At 38.4% G+C, this 19,640-nt stretch carries 20 protein-coding genes and 1 other annotated feature; of the genes, 9 read left to right on the top strand and 11 right to left on the bottom strand.

What is annotated here, in order from left to right:
- Positions 1–291 precede the first annotated feature (291 nt).
- The 5 genes from N0O92_RS06540 to N0O92_RS06525 form a co-directional block, all read right to left on the bottom strand.
- Complete coding sequence (locus N0O92_RS06540; RefSeq protein WP_315613851.1) at positions 292–2,184, bottom strand: S8 family peptidase; 1,893 nt, start codon at positions 2,182–2,184, stop codon at positions 292–294.
- Positions 2,184–2,444: a GNAT family N-acetyltransferase gene (locus tag N0O92_RS23775; protein ID WP_396334473.1), complete on the bottom strand. Its 261-nt coding sequence runs from the start codon at positions 2,442–2,444 to the stop codon at positions 2,184–2,186. The genes N0O92_RS06540 and N0O92_RS23775 overlap by 1 nt, the downstream gene beginning before the upstream one ends.
- Positions 2,345–2,752 carry a GNAT family N-acetyltransferase gene (locus N0O92_RS06535; RefSeq protein WP_315613850.1) on the bottom strand — a complete coding sequence of 136 codons (408 nt, stop codon included), beginning with the start codon at positions 2,750–2,752 and terminating at the stop codon, positions 2,345–2,347. Before N0O92_RS06535 ends, N0O92_RS23775 begins: the two co-directional genes overlap by 100 nt.
- 1 nt (position 2,753) lies before the next feature.
- Positions 2,754–3,569, bottom strand: coding sequence for a divergent polysaccharide deacetylase family protein (locus tag N0O92_RS06530; RefSeq protein ID WP_315613849.1), 816 nt, complete (start codon positions 3,567–3,569; stop codon positions 2,754–2,756).
- Positions 3,570–3,709: 140 nt separating this feature from the next.
- On the bottom strand, positions 3,710–4,015 hold the full coding sequence (locus N0O92_RS06525; RefSeq protein ID WP_250096033.1) for a MerR family transcriptional regulator: 306 nt from the start codon (positions 4,013–4,015) through the stop codon (positions 3,710–3,712).
- Between the two features lie 262 nt (positions 4,016–4,277).
- Here N0O92_RS06525 and cobA point away from each other — a divergent pair, with 262 nt between their 5' ends.
- Genes cobA through N0O92_RS06510 form a run of 3 tightly spaced genes read left to right on the top strand, consistent with a single transcriptional unit; the run spans position 4,278 to position 7,221 of the window.
- Positions 4,278–5,732, top strand: a complete 1,455-nt coding sequence (gene cobA / locus N0O92_RS06520) for a uroporphyrinogen-III C-methyltransferase (RefSeq protein ID WP_315613848.1) — start codon at positions 4,278–4,280, stop codon at positions 5,730–5,732.
- 17 nt (positions 5,733–5,749) lie between these two features.
- A complete protein-coding gene (locus tag N0O92_RS06515) occupies positions 5,750–6,586 on the top strand; it encodes a sirohydrochlorin chelatase (RefSeq protein WP_315613847.1) in 837 nt (278 codons plus the stop codon).
- A complete protein-coding gene (locus N0O92_RS06510) occupies positions 6,583–7,221 on the top strand; it encodes a precorrin-2 dehydrogenase/sirohydrochlorin ferrochelatase family protein (protein ID WP_315613846.1) in 639 nt (212 codons plus the stop codon). Before N0O92_RS06515 ends, N0O92_RS06510 begins: the two co-directional genes overlap by 4 nt.
- Positions 7,222–7,334: 113 nt before the next feature.
- Here the strand turns inward: N0O92_RS06510 and folE2 are convergent, their stop codons facing one another.
- The gene (gene folE2, locus N0O92_RS06505; RefSeq protein WP_315613845.1) at positions 7,335–8,219 is read right to left on the bottom strand and encodes a GTP cyclohydrolase FolE2; all 885 of its coding nucleotides are present in this window, start codon (positions 8,217–8,219) and stop codon (positions 7,335–7,337) included.
- A 250-nt stretch (positions 8,220–8,469) separates the two neighbouring features.
- Between folE2 and N0O92_RS06500 the strand changes: the two genes are divergently transcribed.
- From N0O92_RS06500 to N0O92_RS06490, 3 genes are all read left to right on the top strand, one after another.
- The gene (locus tag N0O92_RS06500; RefSeq protein WP_315613844.1) at positions 8,470–8,754 is read left to right on the top strand and encodes a hypothetical protein; all 285 of its coding nucleotides are present in this window, start codon (positions 8,470–8,472) and stop codon (positions 8,752–8,754) included.
- Between the two features lie 21 nt (positions 8,755–8,775).
- Positions 8,776–9,414: a hypothetical protein gene (locus N0O92_RS06495; protein ID WP_315613843.1), complete on the top strand. Its 639-nt coding sequence runs from the start codon at positions 8,776–8,778 to the stop codon at positions 9,412–9,414.
- A gap of 252 nt (positions 9,415–9,666) precedes the next feature.
- Positions 9,667–11,037, top strand: a complete 1,371-nt coding sequence (locus tag N0O92_RS06490) for an aspartate kinase (RefSeq protein ID WP_315613842.1) — start codon at positions 9,667–9,669, stop codon at positions 11,035–11,037.
- 35 nt (positions 11,038–11,072) lie between these two features.
- Here the strand turns inward: N0O92_RS06490 and N0O92_RS06485 are convergent, their stop codons facing one another.
- The 4 genes from N0O92_RS06485 to proB form a co-directional block, all read right to left on the bottom strand.
- On the bottom strand, positions 11,073–11,894 hold the full coding sequence (locus N0O92_RS06485) for an ion transporter (RefSeq protein WP_315613841.1): 822 nt from the start codon (positions 11,892–11,894) through the stop codon (positions 11,073–11,075).
- Positions 11,895–12,048: 154 nt separating this feature from the next.
- Positions 12,049–12,882 carry a pyrroline-5-carboxylate reductase gene (gene proC / locus N0O92_RS06480; RefSeq protein ID WP_315613840.1) on the bottom strand — a complete coding sequence of 278 codons (834 nt, stop codon included), beginning with the start codon at positions 12,880–12,882 and terminating at the stop codon, positions 12,049–12,051.
- Between the two features lie 9 nt (positions 12,883–12,891).
- Positions 12,892–14,139 carry a glutamate-5-semialdehyde dehydrogenase gene (locus N0O92_RS06475; RefSeq protein ID WP_315613839.1) on the bottom strand — a complete coding sequence of 416 codons (1,248 nt, stop codon included), beginning with the start codon at positions 14,137–14,139 and terminating at the stop codon, positions 12,892–12,894.
- Positions 14,136–15,260, bottom strand: coding sequence for a glutamate 5-kinase (gene proB / locus N0O92_RS06470; RefSeq protein WP_315613838.1), 1,125 nt, complete (start codon positions 15,258–15,260; stop codon positions 14,136–14,138). Before proB ends, N0O92_RS06475 begins: the two co-directional genes overlap by 4 nt.
- Before the next feature lie 64 nt (positions 15,261–15,324).
- Positions 15,325–15,547, bottom strand: a binding site (T-box leader).
- A 153-nt stretch (positions 15,548–15,700) separates the two neighbouring features.
- Here proB and N0O92_RS06465 point away from each other — a divergent pair.
- Positions 15,701–16,492, top strand: coding sequence for an SDR family NAD(P)-dependent oxidoreductase (locus N0O92_RS06465; protein ID WP_315613837.1), 792 nt, complete (start codon positions 15,701–15,703; stop codon positions 16,490–16,492).
- Between the two features lie 19 nt (positions 16,493–16,511).
- The gene (locus tag N0O92_RS06460; RefSeq protein WP_315613836.1) at positions 16,512–16,697 is read left to right on the top strand and encodes a hypothetical protein; all 186 of its coding nucleotides are present in this window, start codon (positions 16,512–16,514) and stop codon (positions 16,695–16,697) included.
- 64 nt (positions 16,698–16,761) lie between these two features.
- Here N0O92_RS06460 and N0O92_RS06455 read toward each other — a convergent pair whose 3' ends face one another.
- Entirely contained in the window at positions 16,762–17,478 is a 717-nt protein-coding gene (locus tag N0O92_RS06455) for a polyphosphate kinase 2 family protein (protein WP_315613835.1), read from the bottom strand.
- 265 nt (positions 17,479–17,743) lie between these two features.
- On the opposite strand from N0O92_RS06455, the gene asnB reads away from it, so the two are divergent.
- On the top strand, positions 17,744–19,591 hold the full coding sequence (gene asnB, locus N0O92_RS06450) for an asparagine synthase (glutamine-hydrolyzing) (protein WP_315613834.1): 1,848 nt from the start codon (positions 17,744–17,746) through the stop codon (positions 19,589–19,591).
- The last annotated feature ends 49 nt before the right edge of the window (positions 19,592–19,640 follow it).

Here is a 19,640-nt window from a genome sequence, read left to right as displayed (position 1 = left end):
TTCATCGGAAAAAGTCTAAAACATCCAAAGGAAGACAGAAGGTTCCGGATAAACCTAAAGAAACTGTTGATATTGGGAATGTTGCGTTATCTAAAGTAAGGTAAAGAAAAAGTATATGTTTAATTCGCAGAATTTAAAATGGATAAAAATGGGAACAAAGCTAACTCTTATTAAGGTTAGCTTTGTTGGCTCAAAGACCAGAAAAGTAAATGTAATTTTATTACTTATTTGGGGTATTGTCCTATCTATGCAACACTAGTGGGTCAGACCCCTCTGTATATCTTCACTGCGTTAATTAGCTATAGATTGTAAGGCGGCGGCAATATCAATTTCTCCAAACCCATAATAAGGATCATGACCATCTACACCTAAATCTTTTGCTGTCGACCTCATCACATTATAGACTTCCTCGTTCGATAAATCAGGTCGAAGCGATCGAATGAGTCCAGCTAGTCCAGCTACGTGAGGCGCTGCCATAGATGTTCCAGACATGACGACATAGTTGTTATCTGGAAATAAGCTAGGTATATGCTCGCCTGGGGCTGCCACGTCAATATGTTCTCCGTAATTGGAGAAGAAAGCACGATTTCTCGCATCATTTACAGCTGCCACGGTAAAGACCTCTTCGTAGTGTGCTGGGTACATTGGATCCTGAACATTATCGTTACCAGATGCAGCAATAAGGATTACATCTTGTTCGTATGCATACCGAATCGCATCATGAAGCAATTCTGACGGATAATAATCACCAAGACTCATATTGATTACATCTGCTCCTTGTTCTACAGCCCAATAAATGCCCTGTGCCACTTCAAAGGAAGAACCTTCTCCTTCATCATTTAATACTTTGACTGGCAAAATTGTACTATCCCAAGAAATACCAGCAATTCCAGTAACGTTATTCGTTAAAGCCGCAGCTACACCAGCAACATGGGTTCCGTGTCCATGTGCATCAGAAAAGTCACTAGAATCATCAAATGAATTGTAGCCAGGGCCTAATTTTTCTGCAATATCGAGATGATTTGGGTCAACTCCTGTGTCTAATATAGCAATTTTAACGCCACGGCCCCCTGATAAATTCCATCCCTCATCAATTTCAATTTGATCAAGGTTCCACTGGTATGGCTCAAAAAATTCATCATTTGGTTTCGTTTGTAAAACATTTTGTTGAACTTGTTCCCTTGGAGCAGTCTGCCTTGGACTAGGATTTGGACTACGCCGAACGGTAGGGGATGAAGTTCTATTTCTGGTCTCGTTTGGATCGGTAGAAAACAGAATAACTTGCTTAGAAATTTTATAATTTGGTTCGACTAGTGACAAATCATAATCGCGACGTAAGCGCTCGATCAGCTCTTGAGTTGATTCTGTTTTCGATTCTACAACAAACAGAGGGTTATGGTCTTCTAGAACATGAAAATCACGGTTTTCGGCAAGCCATGTTGGAGCAAACTCTGAATGCTTAAATTTAATAACGGCTTGATGTTCATAAAATGGTCTTTGTAGATGTTCGGGTTGTTGTTCGTCTGAATGAACAACAATTTGCCAACCTAATTCAGGAACTGTTTCGGACTCTAACTTTTCAGGAATATCAGCTGTTGTTTCCCACTCTACCTCTGGATCGGCACCAGAAACAAAGAATGTTCCATTTGCATCAGCGACAGAAGCGAGACCTTTCACAAATGACCGTACAAAAGATAAATCAATCTCACCTAAAACGGTTCTACCGTCTTCGAGGTCTTCTCCCATAAGCATATATTGTTGCCCGTCAACAGAATAAGGATCAGAAAAGTTACTTTTCATATGACGATGAGTTAATTTATCTGGATCCAAACGCTCTACCTCACCAACTTCTTCAATTACTTTACCTTCTTCAAGAATAGCAAAACCATGAAAGTGAGGATGTTCTGTGATTTCTTCTTGAAATCGTGACCTAAGTTCTTGGTCACTTAAGTTTTGGTCTGCCCATCTTTGCATCTGCGCAGAGAGTTGTTTTAAAAACATCGATGTTGTCATGGCTAGATCCTCTGCCATTAAATGATTCATAGCTGATACTTCTAGATCTTGAGGGATTTTTTTCGTTTGGATTGAAAATTCGTTATCATCAATTAGAGCTCGTCCGATAATGGCAAGGCCAATTCCGACGAGACCAACAATTAATACTGTTTTTGCCATTCTCCATAACATTATGTTGTTTCATCCTTTCTGTTATGAGTAAAAAAGTATGCCATCAAAAGTTCGTCATCATACGATTCATTTATGAAAACCTGTTCTTTCTGTACGCCTTCTACAATAAAACCGACTTTTTTATATAGAGCTATAGCCACTTTGTTAGTCGCAAACACGGTTAAACACAATTTATGCAATTGGTGTTGTCTGCACCATGCGAGTGTATATCCATCACTTTTTTGCCAATTCCCTTTCCTTGTGCATCTTGATGCAACCATGTTCGAAAGAGTCCTGTATGTCGTTTCATTTCTAAGTCTCCATGAATCACTCTAGCAATTCCACGGGCAATACCATTTACCTCGATCACAATGTACATGTTCCCATTCTCTTTCATCTTTTTGATAAATGCTTGTTCTTCCTCAAGTGTGCGCACACGTTCTTTTTGTATAAACGCCCCCTGTTTAATGATAGATGAGACAGAATCCAAAATATCTTGTGCATCGTTCAATTGAGCAGGGCGAAGGATAATCGTTGATTCGTCTTTAGCAATAAATCTTTCAGTTGAAATTTCACTTACCGTGCTCATTTTATTCCGCTCCTTCTTTTGGATGCCAAAACCTCGAATGATCTTTATCAATTGTTGTTTCTAAAATATGTGAGACAGGGACGATTTCTACTTGCTCTTTTTTAAACGTGGACAGAGAGTTTGAAATGCCAGAATAGGTCTCATTACCTTTAACCCCAACATGGCCAATAGCTATTGCCTTATGGTGTTTTTGAGCAATCTTTAGCAAAGAATTCATTTGTTTGTTCACATGCTGTCTAGAAGAATGAGTATCATCAATAAAGATGCTTCTTTTTGCGTAAGGAATATTCATTTCTTCAGATAACTTTGGAATAACGGAAGAAGAGCTAGTTCCACTATCTATAACATATAATCCATTTTCTCTAGCTACTTCTAGAATGACTCTCATAATGCGTTCATCTTCAACTATTTTAGATCCCATATGATTATTAATTCCCTTGGCATATGGAACATTTTCAATGGCTGCAAGAACCCTTTTTCGAACCTCATCGTTTGTGAGATCACTTGTAATCGCATTTGGGCCAAGCCAAGAAGCTTTTCCTTTCTTCGGTTCCATCGGCATATGGATCATTACTTCAAGCCCAGCTTTATGGGCAAGTATCGCTTGGTCAGTAGATTGCTCCATAAAAGGCATGACTGCAACTGTAATAGGGATGTCTCCATCTAAAAAAGAACGAACACCTTTTACATTGCCACCAAAGTCATCAATGATTATGGCGACTTGGTTTGTTTCACTAGCAGAGGAGACAGGGATAAATGCATAAAACGAGAGGAGAAAACTACATAAGGATATAGAAAGAATGAATCGTAATCGCATAGACAACCACCTTTTCTTGATCACATTTGTGTTGTTAGTTTGTCAAAGGACTTTACGTTCTATGATAAAAACATAAAAATAAGATGGAAAGTTCATATATAAGAAAAAAACATGCATAACGATTGCTCGTCATACATGTTTTATTTTCGAATATTAAATGCAGCGTTAAGCTGTCCGCGTAACATACGATCACGCACTTCTTTCTTTTGCATTTGTTTTTGTTCCATTTTTCGGATCTCAAACGTCTGCATACCATCTTCCATTTTATTGGCAATATCTAGTAATCGTTCTACATCAAGAAACGAATACTTTCTTGTTCCACCTTTTGACCGTTCTGGATAGATTAGTTTTCTCTCTTCATAATAACGAATCTTTCTCTCAGAAAGGCCAGTTAACTCACTAACAATGCCAATCGTGATTACTTTTTTATCTTTATAAGTTGACACCCATTCCACCCCTTATTAAGTTAGAATGTTCAGATCTTTTTCTTATCATATCATAGATAAAGGCAATCGGTGTTTAGGGATGTCAGATAATCTGACGAAAATTATTGGAAATGTAACATTCAGCTTGAAAGGGCTTGTCTTTTAAAAGTGAATGTTTCATATTATATTGAGATCAAGCTTTCCTTGTATTATAATTGATAAATCATATAAATAAAGTCGGGATTCAGATAATAGAAAAAGATAGAGTAAAAGGAGAATGACAATGAATAAAGGATATGTATACTTAATTGGTGCAGGACCAGGGGATGTCCGCTTACTGACGGTAAAAGGTCAGCAATGTCTAGAAAAGGCCGATGTTGTCTTATATGATCGACTCGTGAATCCTTTAATGTTAGAAATGACGAAACCGGATGCAGAACTCGTTTATTGTGGCAAGCTACCGGATCGGCACTTACTTAGACAAGAGGCGATAAATGACTTGCTTGTTAAATATGCTCTAGAAGGAAAAGAAGTTGTTCGATTAAAAGGGGGAGATCCGAGTGTATATGGGCGTGTTGGCGAAGAGGCTGCTGCGTTAGAAGAAGCTGGAGTTGGATATGAAATTGTTCCGGGAATAACAGCAGGGATTGGAGCTGCTACGTATGCGGGTGTTCCAGTAACACATCGAGATCATGGGGCATCCTTTGCCATTGTAACGGGACATGACAAATCTCCTTCTGGACAACCGATTATTGATTGGAAAGGCTTAGCTACAGGAATAGATACGATTGCCTTTTATATGGGAGTGAAAAACTTACCTTATATATGCGAACAACTTATTGAACATGGCCGTGATCCTAATACACCGGTACTATTAGTTCAGTGGGGGACTGTTGGAAAGCAAAAAACATTAAGTGGAAATTTAGCTTCCATATCTGAACTTGTTAGAAAGGAGAACTTCTCTAATCCTGCTATTACGTTAGTAGGAGAAGTGGCAAAGCTCCGAACGAAACAAAGTTGGTTTGAACGTCAACCTTTATTCGGCAAACATATTTTATTTGGAAGAACAACGGAAGGTGGAAGTGATATAGCTCGTGAGCTAACGAAATTAGGGGCTGATGTTTTTCAATATCCACGTTTTGTCACAAAAGATCAACAAGATGTGACCGTTCATTTTGAAACATATGATCAGATAATATTTCATTCACCGAAATCGGTTCATTGGTTCTTTGATCAATTAAAAAAGAAGCGCATCGATATTAGATCTCTTTCCGCCTGTTTTTATGGAGCTTCAAAAAAATCTATTAAAGCAATTGAATCCTATGCTTGTATTGGAATGTCAGTTGGAGAGATGGTTGAAGAAAAAAAGAGGTTAGTCATTGGCTCTAGTCATTGGGAGGTTAGAGAAAAGAAGCGGGTCGAGCTTTATAGTAATCATGATTTTTGTGTATCTCATAGGGATGAAATAGTTGAACAATCCAATTTCACTTGTCAGAGAGTTCTGGATGAAAATCGTGTCGATACCATTGTTTTTCCAAGTGCAGAAGCAGTCAAAGTGGTAACGGAGCATATTGCTCATTGTCATGAAACACCAGATTCATTATCTAGTCGTGCGAACATTATTTGTTTTGGTCCGGAAACATATAAGGCTGCGAGTGAACTGGGGTATAAAGTAGATTCTACTTTGCAAGAGCCGACAAAAGAAGAGTTACTTAACGTTTTACAACACTTCAAATAAAAGAGTAGGTGAAATGGATGCAAGCCATATTGTATGTTGGACATGGAAGTCGAGTGAAAGCCGGAAATGATGAACTATTGGCTTTTGTAGAGAAGGCCAAAAACGAACACCCGCAAATATCGATTCAAGAATGTTGTTTTTTAGAATTAGCAGAACCAACCATTGAAGAAGGTGTACAGGCATGTGTGAAGCAAGGAGCGACGAAGATAGCTGTCGTTCCCCTTCTCCTCTTAACTGCTATGCATGCAAAAGTCGATATTCCAGAAGCAATTGATAAAATGAAGGAGAAGTATCCTGAAGTACGGTTTTCATACGGAAGGCCAATTGGGATCGAATCAACAGTCGTTACGATTGTTAAGGATCGGTTACGTGCAGCTGGTTTTGATTTTTCGAATGAAAGACCTAAGTACGAGGAACGTAAGCCTATTAGTATTCTTCTTGTAGGACGTGGAAGCAGCGATCCTGATCAAACAAGTGATTTGATGAAAATTGCTCGACTTGTATGGGAATACACCCCAGTGGACGAAGTTGATGTTTGTTTCTTAGCTGCAACACGGCCGAATGTTGAAGAAGGATTAGTACGAATGAATCGTCTACCTAATCACACAGTATACGTTGTACCCTATTTGTTATTTACAGGAGTTTTAATGAAAGAACTCAAAGAACAATTGGATGAATGGTCCAAACAAACGGATAAACAATTTATTCTTTGTGATTACCTTGGATTTGATGATCAATTAGTATCGGTTTTAGGAAGGAGAGTACAAGAGGTTTTGGAAGAGAGGGTACAAGTGAACTGTGATACTTGTAATTTTCGTGTCCAACCTTCTGCAATAGTGGGTTCATCAAAATGAGTCTTTTACCGATTATGCTTAAACTTGAAGGAAAAAGAGCAGCAATAGTAGGAGCTGGGAAAGTAGCAGCGCGACACATTCCGAAGCTGTTAGAGGCTGGAATTAAAGAAGTGGTTGTATATGCGCCTACTCTACATCCAATTCTAGAAGGTTACCAAGACCATCTGTCCTTTACTTGGGTAAAAGAGGTTGTTCAGTTTAATTCAACCTTTAATGAAGAGCTTTTATTTTTAATGACAGATGATAAAACTCTTCATAGAAACCTCTATCGTCGGAAGAAATCGTTTCAGCTTATTTATGTTGCAAACGATGCTAATCTTAGCGATTTCCATTTTCCGATGACGATGCAAAAAGGGAAATTCTCTTTTTCTTTATCTACAGGAGGCGCTAGCCCGACATATGGAAAAAAGATAATGAAGGAAATAGAGTTGGCTTTGCCGGATACTATAGATGAAGACTTAGTATTTTTGGAAAAAGCTAGAAAATTAGTGCTTAAAAGTAATTTAAGTCAAAAGGATCGAAGACTGTTATTGCAGAACTGTGCATCAGCTGAATGGTTGCAAGATCCGGATCGAGATCAAAAGGTAATGAAATGGATTGAAGAAATTACTAGTGGAGGGTCAACGCGAACGTAGTTACAGTAGGTGGGTCTTTCCTAATCTAGACCAGATGGGGAAGAGTGGCTGATTAAAATACTAAGGGGTGCCTAAAAAAGGTCATAATGACGATTTTAGGCACCCCTTTAGTTTTATTTACTATAAGACAACTTGGCAATGGCATCGTGTTGATGAATGGATTCTTCATTTCGACATTGCACTTCAAAAGAGCGGACTGCTTCATGTTCATATAGATCGGCTGCAACAAGTCGAACAAGGTCTTCTACAAAACGAGGGTTCTCATAAGCTCTTTCAGTTACAGCTTTTTCATCAGGACGTTTTAAAACTGGGAACAATATAGAACTTGCGTTGCTCTCAGCGGCTTCTAACAATACTGCTTTCCAATCTGCTTCATATCCTTCATCTACAGTTACAGTCATCGTGACGAAACTACGTTGATTATGTGCACTATATTCACTGATTTCTTTAGAACAAGGGCAAAGCGTTGTAACGGCACCAGTAAGTGTGATCACCGATGTATAACCTTTATCTTCATCAAACGTGACATCGTAAGTAATATCTGCGTGTGCCATTCCTTCTTTTTGCATTGCAGGACTTGTCTTAGTGAAAAACCAAGGAAACGTTACACGGACATTTGCCGCTCTTTGTTTCATTTCGCGTGCCAAAATGGCGGTGAATTCACGCAAGGTTTCATCTGTTAAAAGATGAGATTGGAAAAATAAATGAAGTTGTTCTGTAAGACGACTCATATTAATACCTTTATAATTTTGATCAAGACTCGTCGTTAAAGCGAATGTTGCTGTTGTTGTTTGCGTTGTTGGTGCTAACTCAGACTCAATCATAACAGGATACTTCACATCGGAAATTCCAACTTGTTGAATTGGGAAATAAAAATCATCTGGTTTATTTTGCAAGTCTGGCATCTTTTCTTTGTCGGTTGGCTTTGATCCTACTATAGGCTCAACCGTCCCGAAATGACGATGACGCTCAGCCTTAGGTGGTAAAGAACGTTTCATCTGATCTATCACTCCTGAAAGTTAATTCTATTAATGAATGTTCAAATGAAGAGAAACTTACTCTCTTTGCTCACTCGAACAACTATTACAATCCTAGCATAACACGGTCTAACATAGGGTATTTTATGCGAATGCCAAAAGGTTGCGGTTATGCTTACTCCATATTACACTACAAAGGGAAAAGGAAACAAGAATATCGCTTGTTTTCTATAAAGAGATTGCATTGAAAATAATGGGAAGAAGGTATAACATGAAAAAAGGGACAGGAATTTGGATTTTGTTGGCAGGGCTACTACTAGTACTAGGATTAATCATCCCTATTACAGTAACGGTCCCAGGTGATACAAGAGTAATACTTGACCACACTCATCAAGTCTACAGTGCACCAGCTTGCTTTGATCAGGCCGAATTAACCAATAATTTAGAAGAAACTACATTGCAATATGCACTAGATCTTGAATATGAAAGCGAATCTAGCTGTACTGATCATGAACTGCAAGATTCGAAACCATTCTTAATTGGAATTTTTCAATAGGTTAGGAGAAGAGGTGAGTAGTTGAGCAAATGGAGTTTTTTTATATTATGTTTGTTGATTTTATCTGGCTGTGATTCCCTAATCTCATCAAAAACTAGCAATCAATCGTCCATAAGGGAAATTGCATTGTCAGAAAATGAAGAAGTCATTTTCTCTTTGCTTGCTGATCGGATTTTTTATTTTGAGTTTCAAGATCGTACAAAACAGTTTCAATCAATTGAAATAGGTGTGGAGTATTATTATTATGGTGAGTTAGTAGAGAGTATGGGTGGATTGAAAATGGGTGCAAATGATCCCGAACTGGATTCTGGAGATGAAAGAGTTAGGTTGCTATTTACAATAGATTCGAATGAAGAGGGGCAGGAACTTCTTCTTGATGGATCATTACGGCTTTTATTTGACAGTGGAAGTTCCGGATCTACCGATTATTCTTTCAGCCGTGATCTAGTTGAACGTGGTGCTAACTCATGGGGATACTTATTTGAGGAGCAGGAAGAAGTCATTTTGGATAAAAAAATGTATTCCGCTTACTTTGTTGAAAATATAGAAAAGGATTATATGAGAAGCTTCGATCTTGACGTAGCATTACAGCCCAATACAGATTTTGAACATGTGTACTTGTATTATATAGAAATAAGTGAAAAGCCTCTTGTAGATTAAAGGAAGGAGATGAGTGGAATACTCGCTCCTCTTTTTTGTGTGTAGTTGAATTTGGGAGCCTTTGCCAACAATCGGCGATGATTGTATGGAACATTGTGGTGAGAATCACTGATGAAGATTCACGAGGTCATGTACGTGAAAAACGTTGAAGAATCGTTTTGCACAACTTGATTCGTTATGCTATATTGAGAATGTTCAAAAAACTTATGATATGAAGAGATAATTGAAGAATAAGGGAGCTGGAGACAAAAGATGAAAGTAGCGAAATTCGGGGGAACATCAGTCGCAAGTGCGGAGCAAATTAAAAAGGTAGCTTCCATTGTAGCAGAAGACAAAGAGAGAAAGATTATCGTCGTTTCCGCACCTGGAAAACGAAGCAGTGAAGATACAAAAGTAACAGATCTTCTTATCCAACTTGGAGAAACTTATTTGAAAAATGAAGATACAGAACTAGAATTACAAGCTGTCTTAGATCGTTATGAAGACATAGCAGAAGGGTTAAATGTAGGGAAAGAGATCGTCGCGACAATTGAAGCAGATTTAAGGGAACGATTGCAATTTGATCGTAATCGTCCCGGAGCGTGTATGGACTTAATTAAAGCAAGTGGTGAAGATAATAATGCAAAATTAATTGCAGCTTATTTTCAAAGCATAGGTTTAAATGCTACTTATCTAAATCCACAAGAGGCAGGTCTTTTTGTCAGTGATGAACCAGGAAATGCACAAGTTTTACCAGAAGCATATGATCATTTAAAGGAATTACGGAATCGTAATGAGATTATTGTATTTCCAGGCTTTTTTGGTTATTCAAAAGAAGGGACACTCGTAACCTTTTCCCGTGGGGGATCAGATATTACAGGATCTATTGTAGCAGCTGGTGTAAAAGCTGATTTGTACGAAAACTTTACGGACGTTGATTCTGTTTTTGCAGCTAACCCCAATATCATTGATAACCCAGTTAAAATTAAAAAGATGACTTATAGAGAAATGCGTGAATTATCTTATGCTGGTTTCTCTGTATTCCATGATGAAGCCTTGTTCCCTGCATTTAGAAATGGAATTCCAGTTTGTGTGAAGAATACAAATAACCCTTCTTCTTCAGGAACAATGATTATTTCAGAACGAGAATATTTCTTGAACCCGGTTATTGGGATTGCAGCAGATGAAGGATTTGCAACGATTTATGTACGTAAGTATTTGATGAACAGAGAAGTTGGATTTGGTCGTAAATTACTCCAAATTCTAGAAGATGAAGGGTTATCTTATGAACATATGCCATCAGGAATAGATGATACTTCTGTCATTTTACGACAGGCGCAATTAACAGATGAAATTGAAGAAAGAGTCGTTGCCAGAATTCAAGAAGAATTACAAGTAGATGATGTATATGTTGAACATGATTTTGCGATGGTAATGATTGTTGGTGAAGGTATGCATAATACAATTGGTATTTCTTCTCGTGCAACAGCGGCTTTAACAAGAGCTAATGTCAATATTGAGATGATTAACCAAGGTTCTTCGGAAGTAAGTTTAATTCTAGGTATTCATGCTTCTGATGCTGATCGAACGGTTGTGGAATTGTACCATGAGTTCTTTGGTGGAGCGGATGAAACGGTGCAATAGCCAAAGAGAAAGAACGAGGGGAACTCCCCTCGTTCTTATTTGCGTTCTGTTAATGTTTGAATCATGGCCTTCATTTCGGCAACCTCGCGTCGTAACTCTTTGATTTCGGTGTTTTTCTCGATTTCTTCTTCTTCGTCGTTAGCTTTTTCCACATTGTTAACAATTACCCCGATAAAGAGGTTGAACACGATAAACGTACCAACAAGAATGAAAATGACAAAGTATATCCATGACCAAGCAACTTCAGCGAAGATCGGTCTCATAACCCCACTAGCCCAAGATTCTAACGTAACGACCTGGAATAAGGTTAAGAGAGAGAGTTGTAAATTCCCGAAGTATTCAGGAGCAACTCCGGCGAATAACATCGTTCCGATAACTGCAAAAATATAGAAGATAATACTCATTAAAATCATAATGTTTCCGAGTGCTGGAATCGTCATTAGTAAAGCATCAACTAGACGACGTAATGACGGAATCACAGAGATGGCACGTAATACACGAAGAACACGTAAAATACGTAGAACTGTAACAAAGTGTGCACCGACAAAAATGTGACCAGCAGCCACAATTAAAAAATCAAACCAGTTCCAACTGCTTTTAAAGAAATCTTTCGTTGGTCTAGTCGCGATGAATCTCATCGCTATTTCGATAGTGAAAATCCACAAGAGTAGATAATCAAGAAAATAAAACCATTCATAATAATCCCTATATAAGCTCGGATATGTCTCTAGTCCAACAATAATAGCATTAATTAAAATAAGGAAGATAATAGTTGATGTAAAGGCACGGTGATAGACAATCTTCTGAACCATACGAATAAAAGGTGATTTTGATAGTTCTGTATTTTTATGTTCCATGTTTATGAATAGCTCCTTCAAAACAAATCTAGTTTCTATTTTACTAGATTTTGCGTTCGGGCAAAAGGGTTTGTTTGATGTGTTTGTAGACATGCTTTGGGGGTGTTCAAAAGGTTGAATTAGAGACCTTTTTGAACACCCCCATAACGTATAATTAGTTTGTTTTAGTATAGACCTCTCCTAATTCTTTTGATCTGGAAATGGCTCTAGTTACAGCTTGGAACATAGCTTCTTGGCTTTTTTGTTCTCGAAGAACGTTAATGCCAGCTTCTGTAGTTCCGTTGGGGCTCATCACCTCTTCGTATAACTCCTTTGAAGATTTTGTAGTAGATTGAAGTCGTTTTCCTACCCCTACGATCGTTTGAGTAATTAGAGCAGATGCTTCTTCCTGAGTTAAACCAGCTTCTTTTGCTGCTTGTTCCATTGCCTCGACAAGATAGTAGAAATAAGCAGGGCCACTTCCGGCGAGTCCGGTAACAGCATCTAATTTGTCTTCAGCTACAATGGTTGTCGTTCCTACAGCTGAAAATAATTGTTCTACTTCTCTTAGCTGTTTATCTGTAGCATAGGCACCTTTTGTGATTGCTGTAGCGGAGGCGCCAACTTTTGCTGACGTATTTGGCATCGTTCGAACCACTCCAGCTTTAGACCTAAGTAAATCTTCAATATAAAAAGTAGGGATTCCCGCAAGGACGGAAACAAAAAGTTGCTGATCACTAGTCATTTCTTGAATATCTTCAATTGCTTCTTTTACATGTTTTGGTTTCATGGCCAAAACAACAATATCTCCATGACGAACAGCTTCAGCACGATTTGCATTTGTTCGAATTCCATAATTTTGTTCAAGATCAAGTAATTTCTGTTGGTCAGATAAGTTTGTAGCAATAATGTTTTTTGGATTTACGACTTGTTGTCTTACTAATCCCCCAATGATGGCTTCCGCCATAGAGCCCGCACCTAAAAAAGTAATGGTTTTGTTTTGTAACACTAATCTCACCTAGCCTTTCACTTGTCCTGTTCCTTGAACGATATATTTTGTTGAAGTGAGTGCTTCTAGACCCATTGGCCCGCGAGCATGTAGTTTCTGTGTACTAATTCCAATTTCTGCCCCAAAGCCAAATTCAAAACCATCTGTAAAACGTGTAGAGGCATTATGATAGACAGCAGCTGCATCGACTTTATTTAAGAAATCTGCTACATTGTTGGAATCTTCGCTAATAATGGATTCCGAATGTTTCGTACCATACTGATGAATATGTTCAATCGCCTCGTCTAATGTATCCACTACTTTTAAAGCAACTTTTAAGTCAAGAAATTCATCAGCCCAATCGGTTTCATTTGCCGTGTCAATTCTTGAATCATAGTTTTTGGTTCTTTCATCACCTACGAAAGTAACTCCTTTATCAGCAAGTGCTTGAACCAACTCAGTAAAGTGATTAGTCGCCCAAGCTTCATTTACTATGATTGTCTCAGCAGCATTACAAACAGATGGTCGTTGCGTTTTCGCATTAACTGCGATCGAAACAGCCATGTCTTTATCGGCATTGTGGTCAATATATAGATGGCAATTTCCCACACCTGTTTCAAGGACTGGAACAGATGCATTTTTTACAACTGATTGAATAAGTGACGCTCCTCCGCGTGGAATGAGTACATCTAAGTATTCGTTTAAGGTAAACATCTCTGTCGCGGTCTCACGACTTGTATCTTCAATTAATTGAATGGCTTCCGTAGGGATGGTTGTTTGCTCTAATGCTCGTTGAACGACGTTAACAAGGGCTGTGTTAGAGTGGATAGCGGATGAACTTCCGCGTAAAATAACGGCATTTCCAGCTTTTAAACAAAGACTAGAAGCATCAATAGTAACATTAGGTCTAGCCTCATAAATCATTCCTATTACCCCAAGTGGGACACGCACTTTTTGAATAGATAACCCATTTGGGCGTTGAATCGTTTCTAATTTTTCACCAACTGGGTCATTAAGAGAGATTACTTGTCTAATTCCTTCTGCCATATCTTTTAATCTTGCTGAAGTTAACGTTAAACGATCGATAATTCCTTCATTTGTTCCATTCTCACGAGCGATTTGAATATCTTTTTTATTTTCCACTAAAAGGTATTCTTCTTCTTGTATGAGTTGAACAGCTATTGCTTCAAGAGCATCATTTTTTTCTTTTGTTGTTTTTGTTGCTAGAACTCTAGCAGATTCACTCGCTTTTTTTGCTTTTGTTCTTAATTCGCTCATCGTTTCATCGTCTCCTTTATATGTGGTACCCATTCATTACGGTGAATGACAACAGGTTGTTTATGTTTGGTTGTATCTTGTTTAGCAGCTTGTTGGTTACGGTAATGAGTTAATTCATCAGAAGTCATATTTGCCTTCCCTTTGCCAATGAGGGTTCCGTTTTCATTGAGAACCTCGACCACATCACCTGTTGTGAATTTCCCTTCAACAGTTGTAATTCCAACAGGCAAAAGGCTTTTCCCGCGATGCAACAATGCCTGTTCAGCGCCTTTATCAATTATGAGCCGAGCTGAGATTGATGAATGAAGGGCTATCCATTGCTTCGTAGTAGGCATGACTGTTTCGTGTTGGAATGAACCAATGTACGTTCCATCACCTTTTCCTTCAAGAATATCAATAAAGGTCTCTTGCTGAACTCCTTTGCCTATGAAGACATTTACTCCAAGTGATAAAGCAGTTTGGGCTGCACTGACTTTTGACTTCATGCCACCTGTACCAACTTTAGAAGTGGATTCACCTGCAAGAGCAAGTAATTCCTCTGTTACATAAGGCAAATAATGGATTTTCTTAGCTTGAGAATTCGTATGTGGGTTATCGTCGTAAAGACCATTTACATCGGTCATAATGCAAAGGGTGTTAGCGTGAATTAACCCGCTCACAAGGGCAGATAGCATATCATTGTCACCAAACGTTAATTCTTCAATGGATGTAGAGTCATTTTCGTTAATGATGGGAATGGCCCCGCGCTTTAAGAGTTCAGTTAACGTTGAATACGCATTTCCATAGCGAGTTTCATCTGAAAAATCTTGCCTTGTTAATAGCAGTTGTGCTGGTGTTAATTGGTGAACTCCAAATTGCTCAATATAGGCTTGCATGAGCATCGCTTGACCAACAGCGGCCGCCGCTTGTTTGCCGGCAATCGTTACCGGTCTATTAGGATAACCTAATGCTTTAAACCCAGCAGCTACAGCTCCGGAGGAGATCACAATCACTTCATGACCAGCCAGTTTAATTTGGGCGATTGCTTTGACAAATTCAGTGACTTTTTCCATACTTAAAGCACCATGTTTTGTCGTTAATGAACTACTACCAATTTTAACAACTAGACGTTGTCGACTCATGTTACTCTCCTCATTTCAATAAATTAGCGTAAGGTAAAAAATAAAAAAGCTCTCCCGTCCTCTCAATAAGGACGGAAGAGCTTGTCTCCGCGGTACCACCTTAGTTGGCAAATGCCCACTCTTACCCGTATCGTGGGAAACGGTCAATCTTTCAAAGAGTAAATGACTTGAAAGCTGACTAGCTCCAGGGCAGGTTCAATGTCATTAGTGGTGATGACTCTTTCAGCCGGTGGAGTCACTCTCTTTACACATAATCTTCATTTACTTATCCCTATCTACGCTATTCTTATGTTTGTTTTTTTACCATTATATGAGGGGAAAGCAAAGTAGTCAACTCTCATAAGGAAAAAACAAGAGAGTTTTTTTATTTTTCAAAAAAACAGAAAGAATTGATTGGTATAAAAAAACAAATCAGGCAAATCAGTCGAAGGAGTGGAAAGATGATGAAAAGGAACAAAGTCGTTTGGATAACAGGAGCATCAAGCGGATTGGGAAGAGATCTCGCAATAGAAGCTAGCAAACAAGGATATGATGTTGTTCTGTTAGCGCGAAATAGAAGCAAGTTACATGAATTGAAAAAAGAGATTGAGTCCAATAGGGGGAAAGCCTTCGTATATCAACTCGATATTAGTCAAACTTCAATGATTGAAGATAAGATGAATAAAATTATGCAAGAAGTTGGACAAATAGACGTATTAATTAATAATGCAGGTTTTGGAGTTTTTGATAAAGTGGAGTTCGCTAATATGAATGATGTAGAAGAAATGTTTTCTGTCAATGTTGTTGGTTTGATTGCTCTCTCGAAAGCAGCGCTTTCCTATATGTTGAGAAATAACAATGGACATGGACATATCATTAATATCGCTTCCCAAGCTGGAAAGCTCTCAACACCAAAATCAAGTGTATATGCTGCAACAAAGCATGCTGTCCTCGGCTTTACAAATGGGCTGAGACTAGAGCTAATGGATACGAATATCCATATAAGTGCCGTAAATCCTGGTCCCATTAAAACTCCTTTTTTTGACAGAGCAGATCAAGAAGGAACATATGTTAAAAATGTGGAGCGATGGATGCTTCAATCTGAAGAGGTCGCACGTAAAACAATTCAGTTAATTAAAAAGCCGAAACGTGAATTAAATATGCCAAAATGGATGAATGTGGGTTCTACTTTATATCTATTAATGCCTAAAGCGATTGAGAGGGTTGCTGGAAAGCGATTGAATCAAAAATAAAAGGAGATGAAAACCGTTTATGACCAAGCGATATCATTGCTGTGCCACATGCATGCATTTTTCTGCAAAAAAGAAAACAGAAGGAGGGATGCGATACGATTGCATCCGATTAGGGTATGAAACAAAGCCGACTTATACATTTTCTTGTTGGGATCCAAAAGAACATATCAAGAGACTTATGGAGAAAGAAAATCAATCATCTTAATTATAAAGAATAAAAAAAGGCTACTGAATAGATTTTTCTTATCCTAATCAGTAGCTTATTTAAGTTATTCGACCTGAACTTTTTTCTGAAAGGTGGAAATGATTTTCTCAATAATGCTAACTCTAGCTTCTTGTTTGTTATTACTATCAATGATGTGCCAATTAGCAAAGTCAGTGCTCGTGTTATCAATCATTTCTTTTACTGCTTCTTCATAATCATCCCACTTTTCGCGGTTTCTCCAATCTTCATCTGTTAATTTCCATTGTTTAAAAGGATCTTTTGCGCGTGCTTCAAAGCGAGCGAGCTGCTCATCTTTTGTAATCTGAAGCCAAAATTTAATAATAATATGTCCATCTTGTGCAAGCATTTTTTCTATTTGATTGATTTCATCATAGGCTCTTTTCCATTCTTCGTCAGTAGCAAATCCTTCGACACGTTCAACAAGCACTCGTCCATACCAAGAACGATCAAAAACAGTGATTTGTCCTTTTTTCGGAAGATTTTTCCAAAAGCGTCGCATATAATGATACTTTAATTCATGCTCATCAGGAGCGGCAATCCCGTGTACTGTATAACCACGAGGGTCGAGACGTTCTATTACTCTTTTAATGGCACCACCTTTTCCAGCCGCGTCTGCTCCTTCAAAGACTAGGATCACAGGGACGTCTAACTCATACAAATCATGCTGCCATTGTAATAAATTCAATTGACATTTCTTTAATGCTTTTTTATATTGTTTTTTGTTTTCAAATCGAGGTTTTGGGTTGTTAGATTGAGTCACAGTCACACTCCTCACATTAGTATTACTCCTTAGTTTTACATAATTTGATTATATATATCCCCTTCGATAATATATGCGATGGTTCACTCAATGACGTAAAAAAATAAAAAAAAATATCACATCTGCCTAATTGTTGAATAGGATAGTTTATGGGTAGAGGGCCTATTTAGGACAATTCAAAGAGAGAAAAAGGCTCAGTGAAAAGGTATGGGAGCTGCTGTTCACTCGAGCAAGAGAAAACTTCCCAAAAAGGGGCTGATTATACATGTGTGGTATTACAGGGTGGATTGATTGGCGTCAAGACTTACGAAAGGAAGAACAACAAGTACGGAAAATGGCAGAGACTCTTAATCGTCGAGGTCCAGACGATATGAATGTCTGGACATCACCTCACGCTGCATTTGGTCATGCGCGTTTAGTTGTCGTTGATCCAGAGAATGGCATTCAGCCAATGAGTCGTACTTATAAAAACAAAACATATACGATTGTTTATAATGGGGAGCTTTATAATACAGAAGACATTCGAAAAGAACTTCATGTGCGAGGACATGATTTTAAAGGTCATTCTGATACGGAAGTATTATTGAAGTCTTATATTGAATGGGGACATCAATGCTTAGAGAAGTTTAATGGGATCTTTGCTTTTGCGATTTGGAATGACAAGGACGAGAGTTTATTCATGGCGCGTGATCGACTAGGGGTGAAGCCATTATTTTACACGGTCCGTAATGGCTGCTTGCTGTTTGGTTCAGAATTAAAAGCGTTACTAGCTCATCGCGATATTCAACCGATTGTAAAAACGGAAGGATTAGCTGAAATTATGGGATTAGCTCCTTCTAGAACACCAGGTCATGGTGTATATGATGATATTAATGAACTTCGTCCGGGCCACATGCTCATTTATGATCGTAACGGGGCAAAAATTAGTCGCTACTGGACGTTAAAAAGCAAGAAGCATGAACATAATGTAGAAGAAACAGCTGAGCATGTACGTTATTTATTAGAGGATACAGTTGAACGTCAACTCTTTGCTGATGTCCCTGTTGGAATGTTTCTATCGGGAGGAATTGATTCAAGTGCGTTAACAGCTCTAGCAGCGAAAGTATACGAAAAGCAAGGAAAAGGTTCAATCAAAAGTTATTCGATCGATTATGATGAGAATGATAAATATTTTAAGGCGAACGATTTTCAACCTAATTCAGACGCACCTTGGGTCAAAGTGGTGTCTGATGCACTAGGAACGGAACATCATAATAAAATCATTTCAATAGATGAATTAGCCAATCGGTTGAAAGAAGCAGTCGACGTTCGTGACTTACCAGGTATGGCAGATATTGATTCCTCCCTTATCTGGTTCTGTCATGAAATAAAGAGTGACGTGACGGTAGGGCTTTCTGGCGAATGTGCGGATGAAATTTTTGGTGGATATCCTTGGTTTCATAAGCCGGAAGTAATGTATATTGATGGTTTCCCATGGATGCGTTCCATTGATGAGCGAGAAAATTTATTAAATGATAAATGGAAAAAGAAGCTAGATTTAAAGCAATATGTCTATGATCGGTATAAGGAGACGATTCAAGAAACTCCTCGTTTTGATGGAGATTCTCCTGAAGAAGCTAGACGCCGAGAGATCTCTTATTTAAACATTATTTGGTTTATGACCAATCTCCTTGATCGAAAGGACCGGATGAGCATGGGGGCAAGTTTAGAGGTGCGTGTACCATTTTCCGATCACCGCCTCGTTGAATATGTTTGGAATATCCCTTGGGAAATGAAACAACTAGATGGGCGTGAAAAAGGCATACTCAGAAAGGCACTCGAAGGCTTATTGCCACATGATGTTCTTTATCGTAAAAAGAGTCCGTACCCGAAGACGCATCATCCAAACTATACAGCCGCCGTGCAAAAAGGAATGGAGGATGTATTAGCTCAAAAGGATGCACCTATCTTTGAATTCATTAACAAGAATGCTCTTAAAGAAATTGCGGAGTCCGGAGGATTTCCAACAGGTCAACCGTACTTTGGTCAACTGATGGCGGGACCACAACTTCTAGCTCATTTTATTCAGATGGATTATTGGCTAAATAAATATAATGTGAAAATTAAAGAATAACTTATTCGGTCTTGGACTTTTCAATCCAAGACCGATTTCTTTCTAAAAA

Origin of the sequence: Alkalihalobacillus sp. MEB130 (genome assembly GCF_032335535.1) — a bacterium.
Classification (GTDB): Bacteria; Bacillota; Bacilli; order Bacillales; family Bacillaceae_D; genus Halalkalibacter.
The sequence above is the reverse complement of the archived record's forward strand: the minus strand, read 5'-3'. Positions and strand labels throughout refer to the sequence as shown.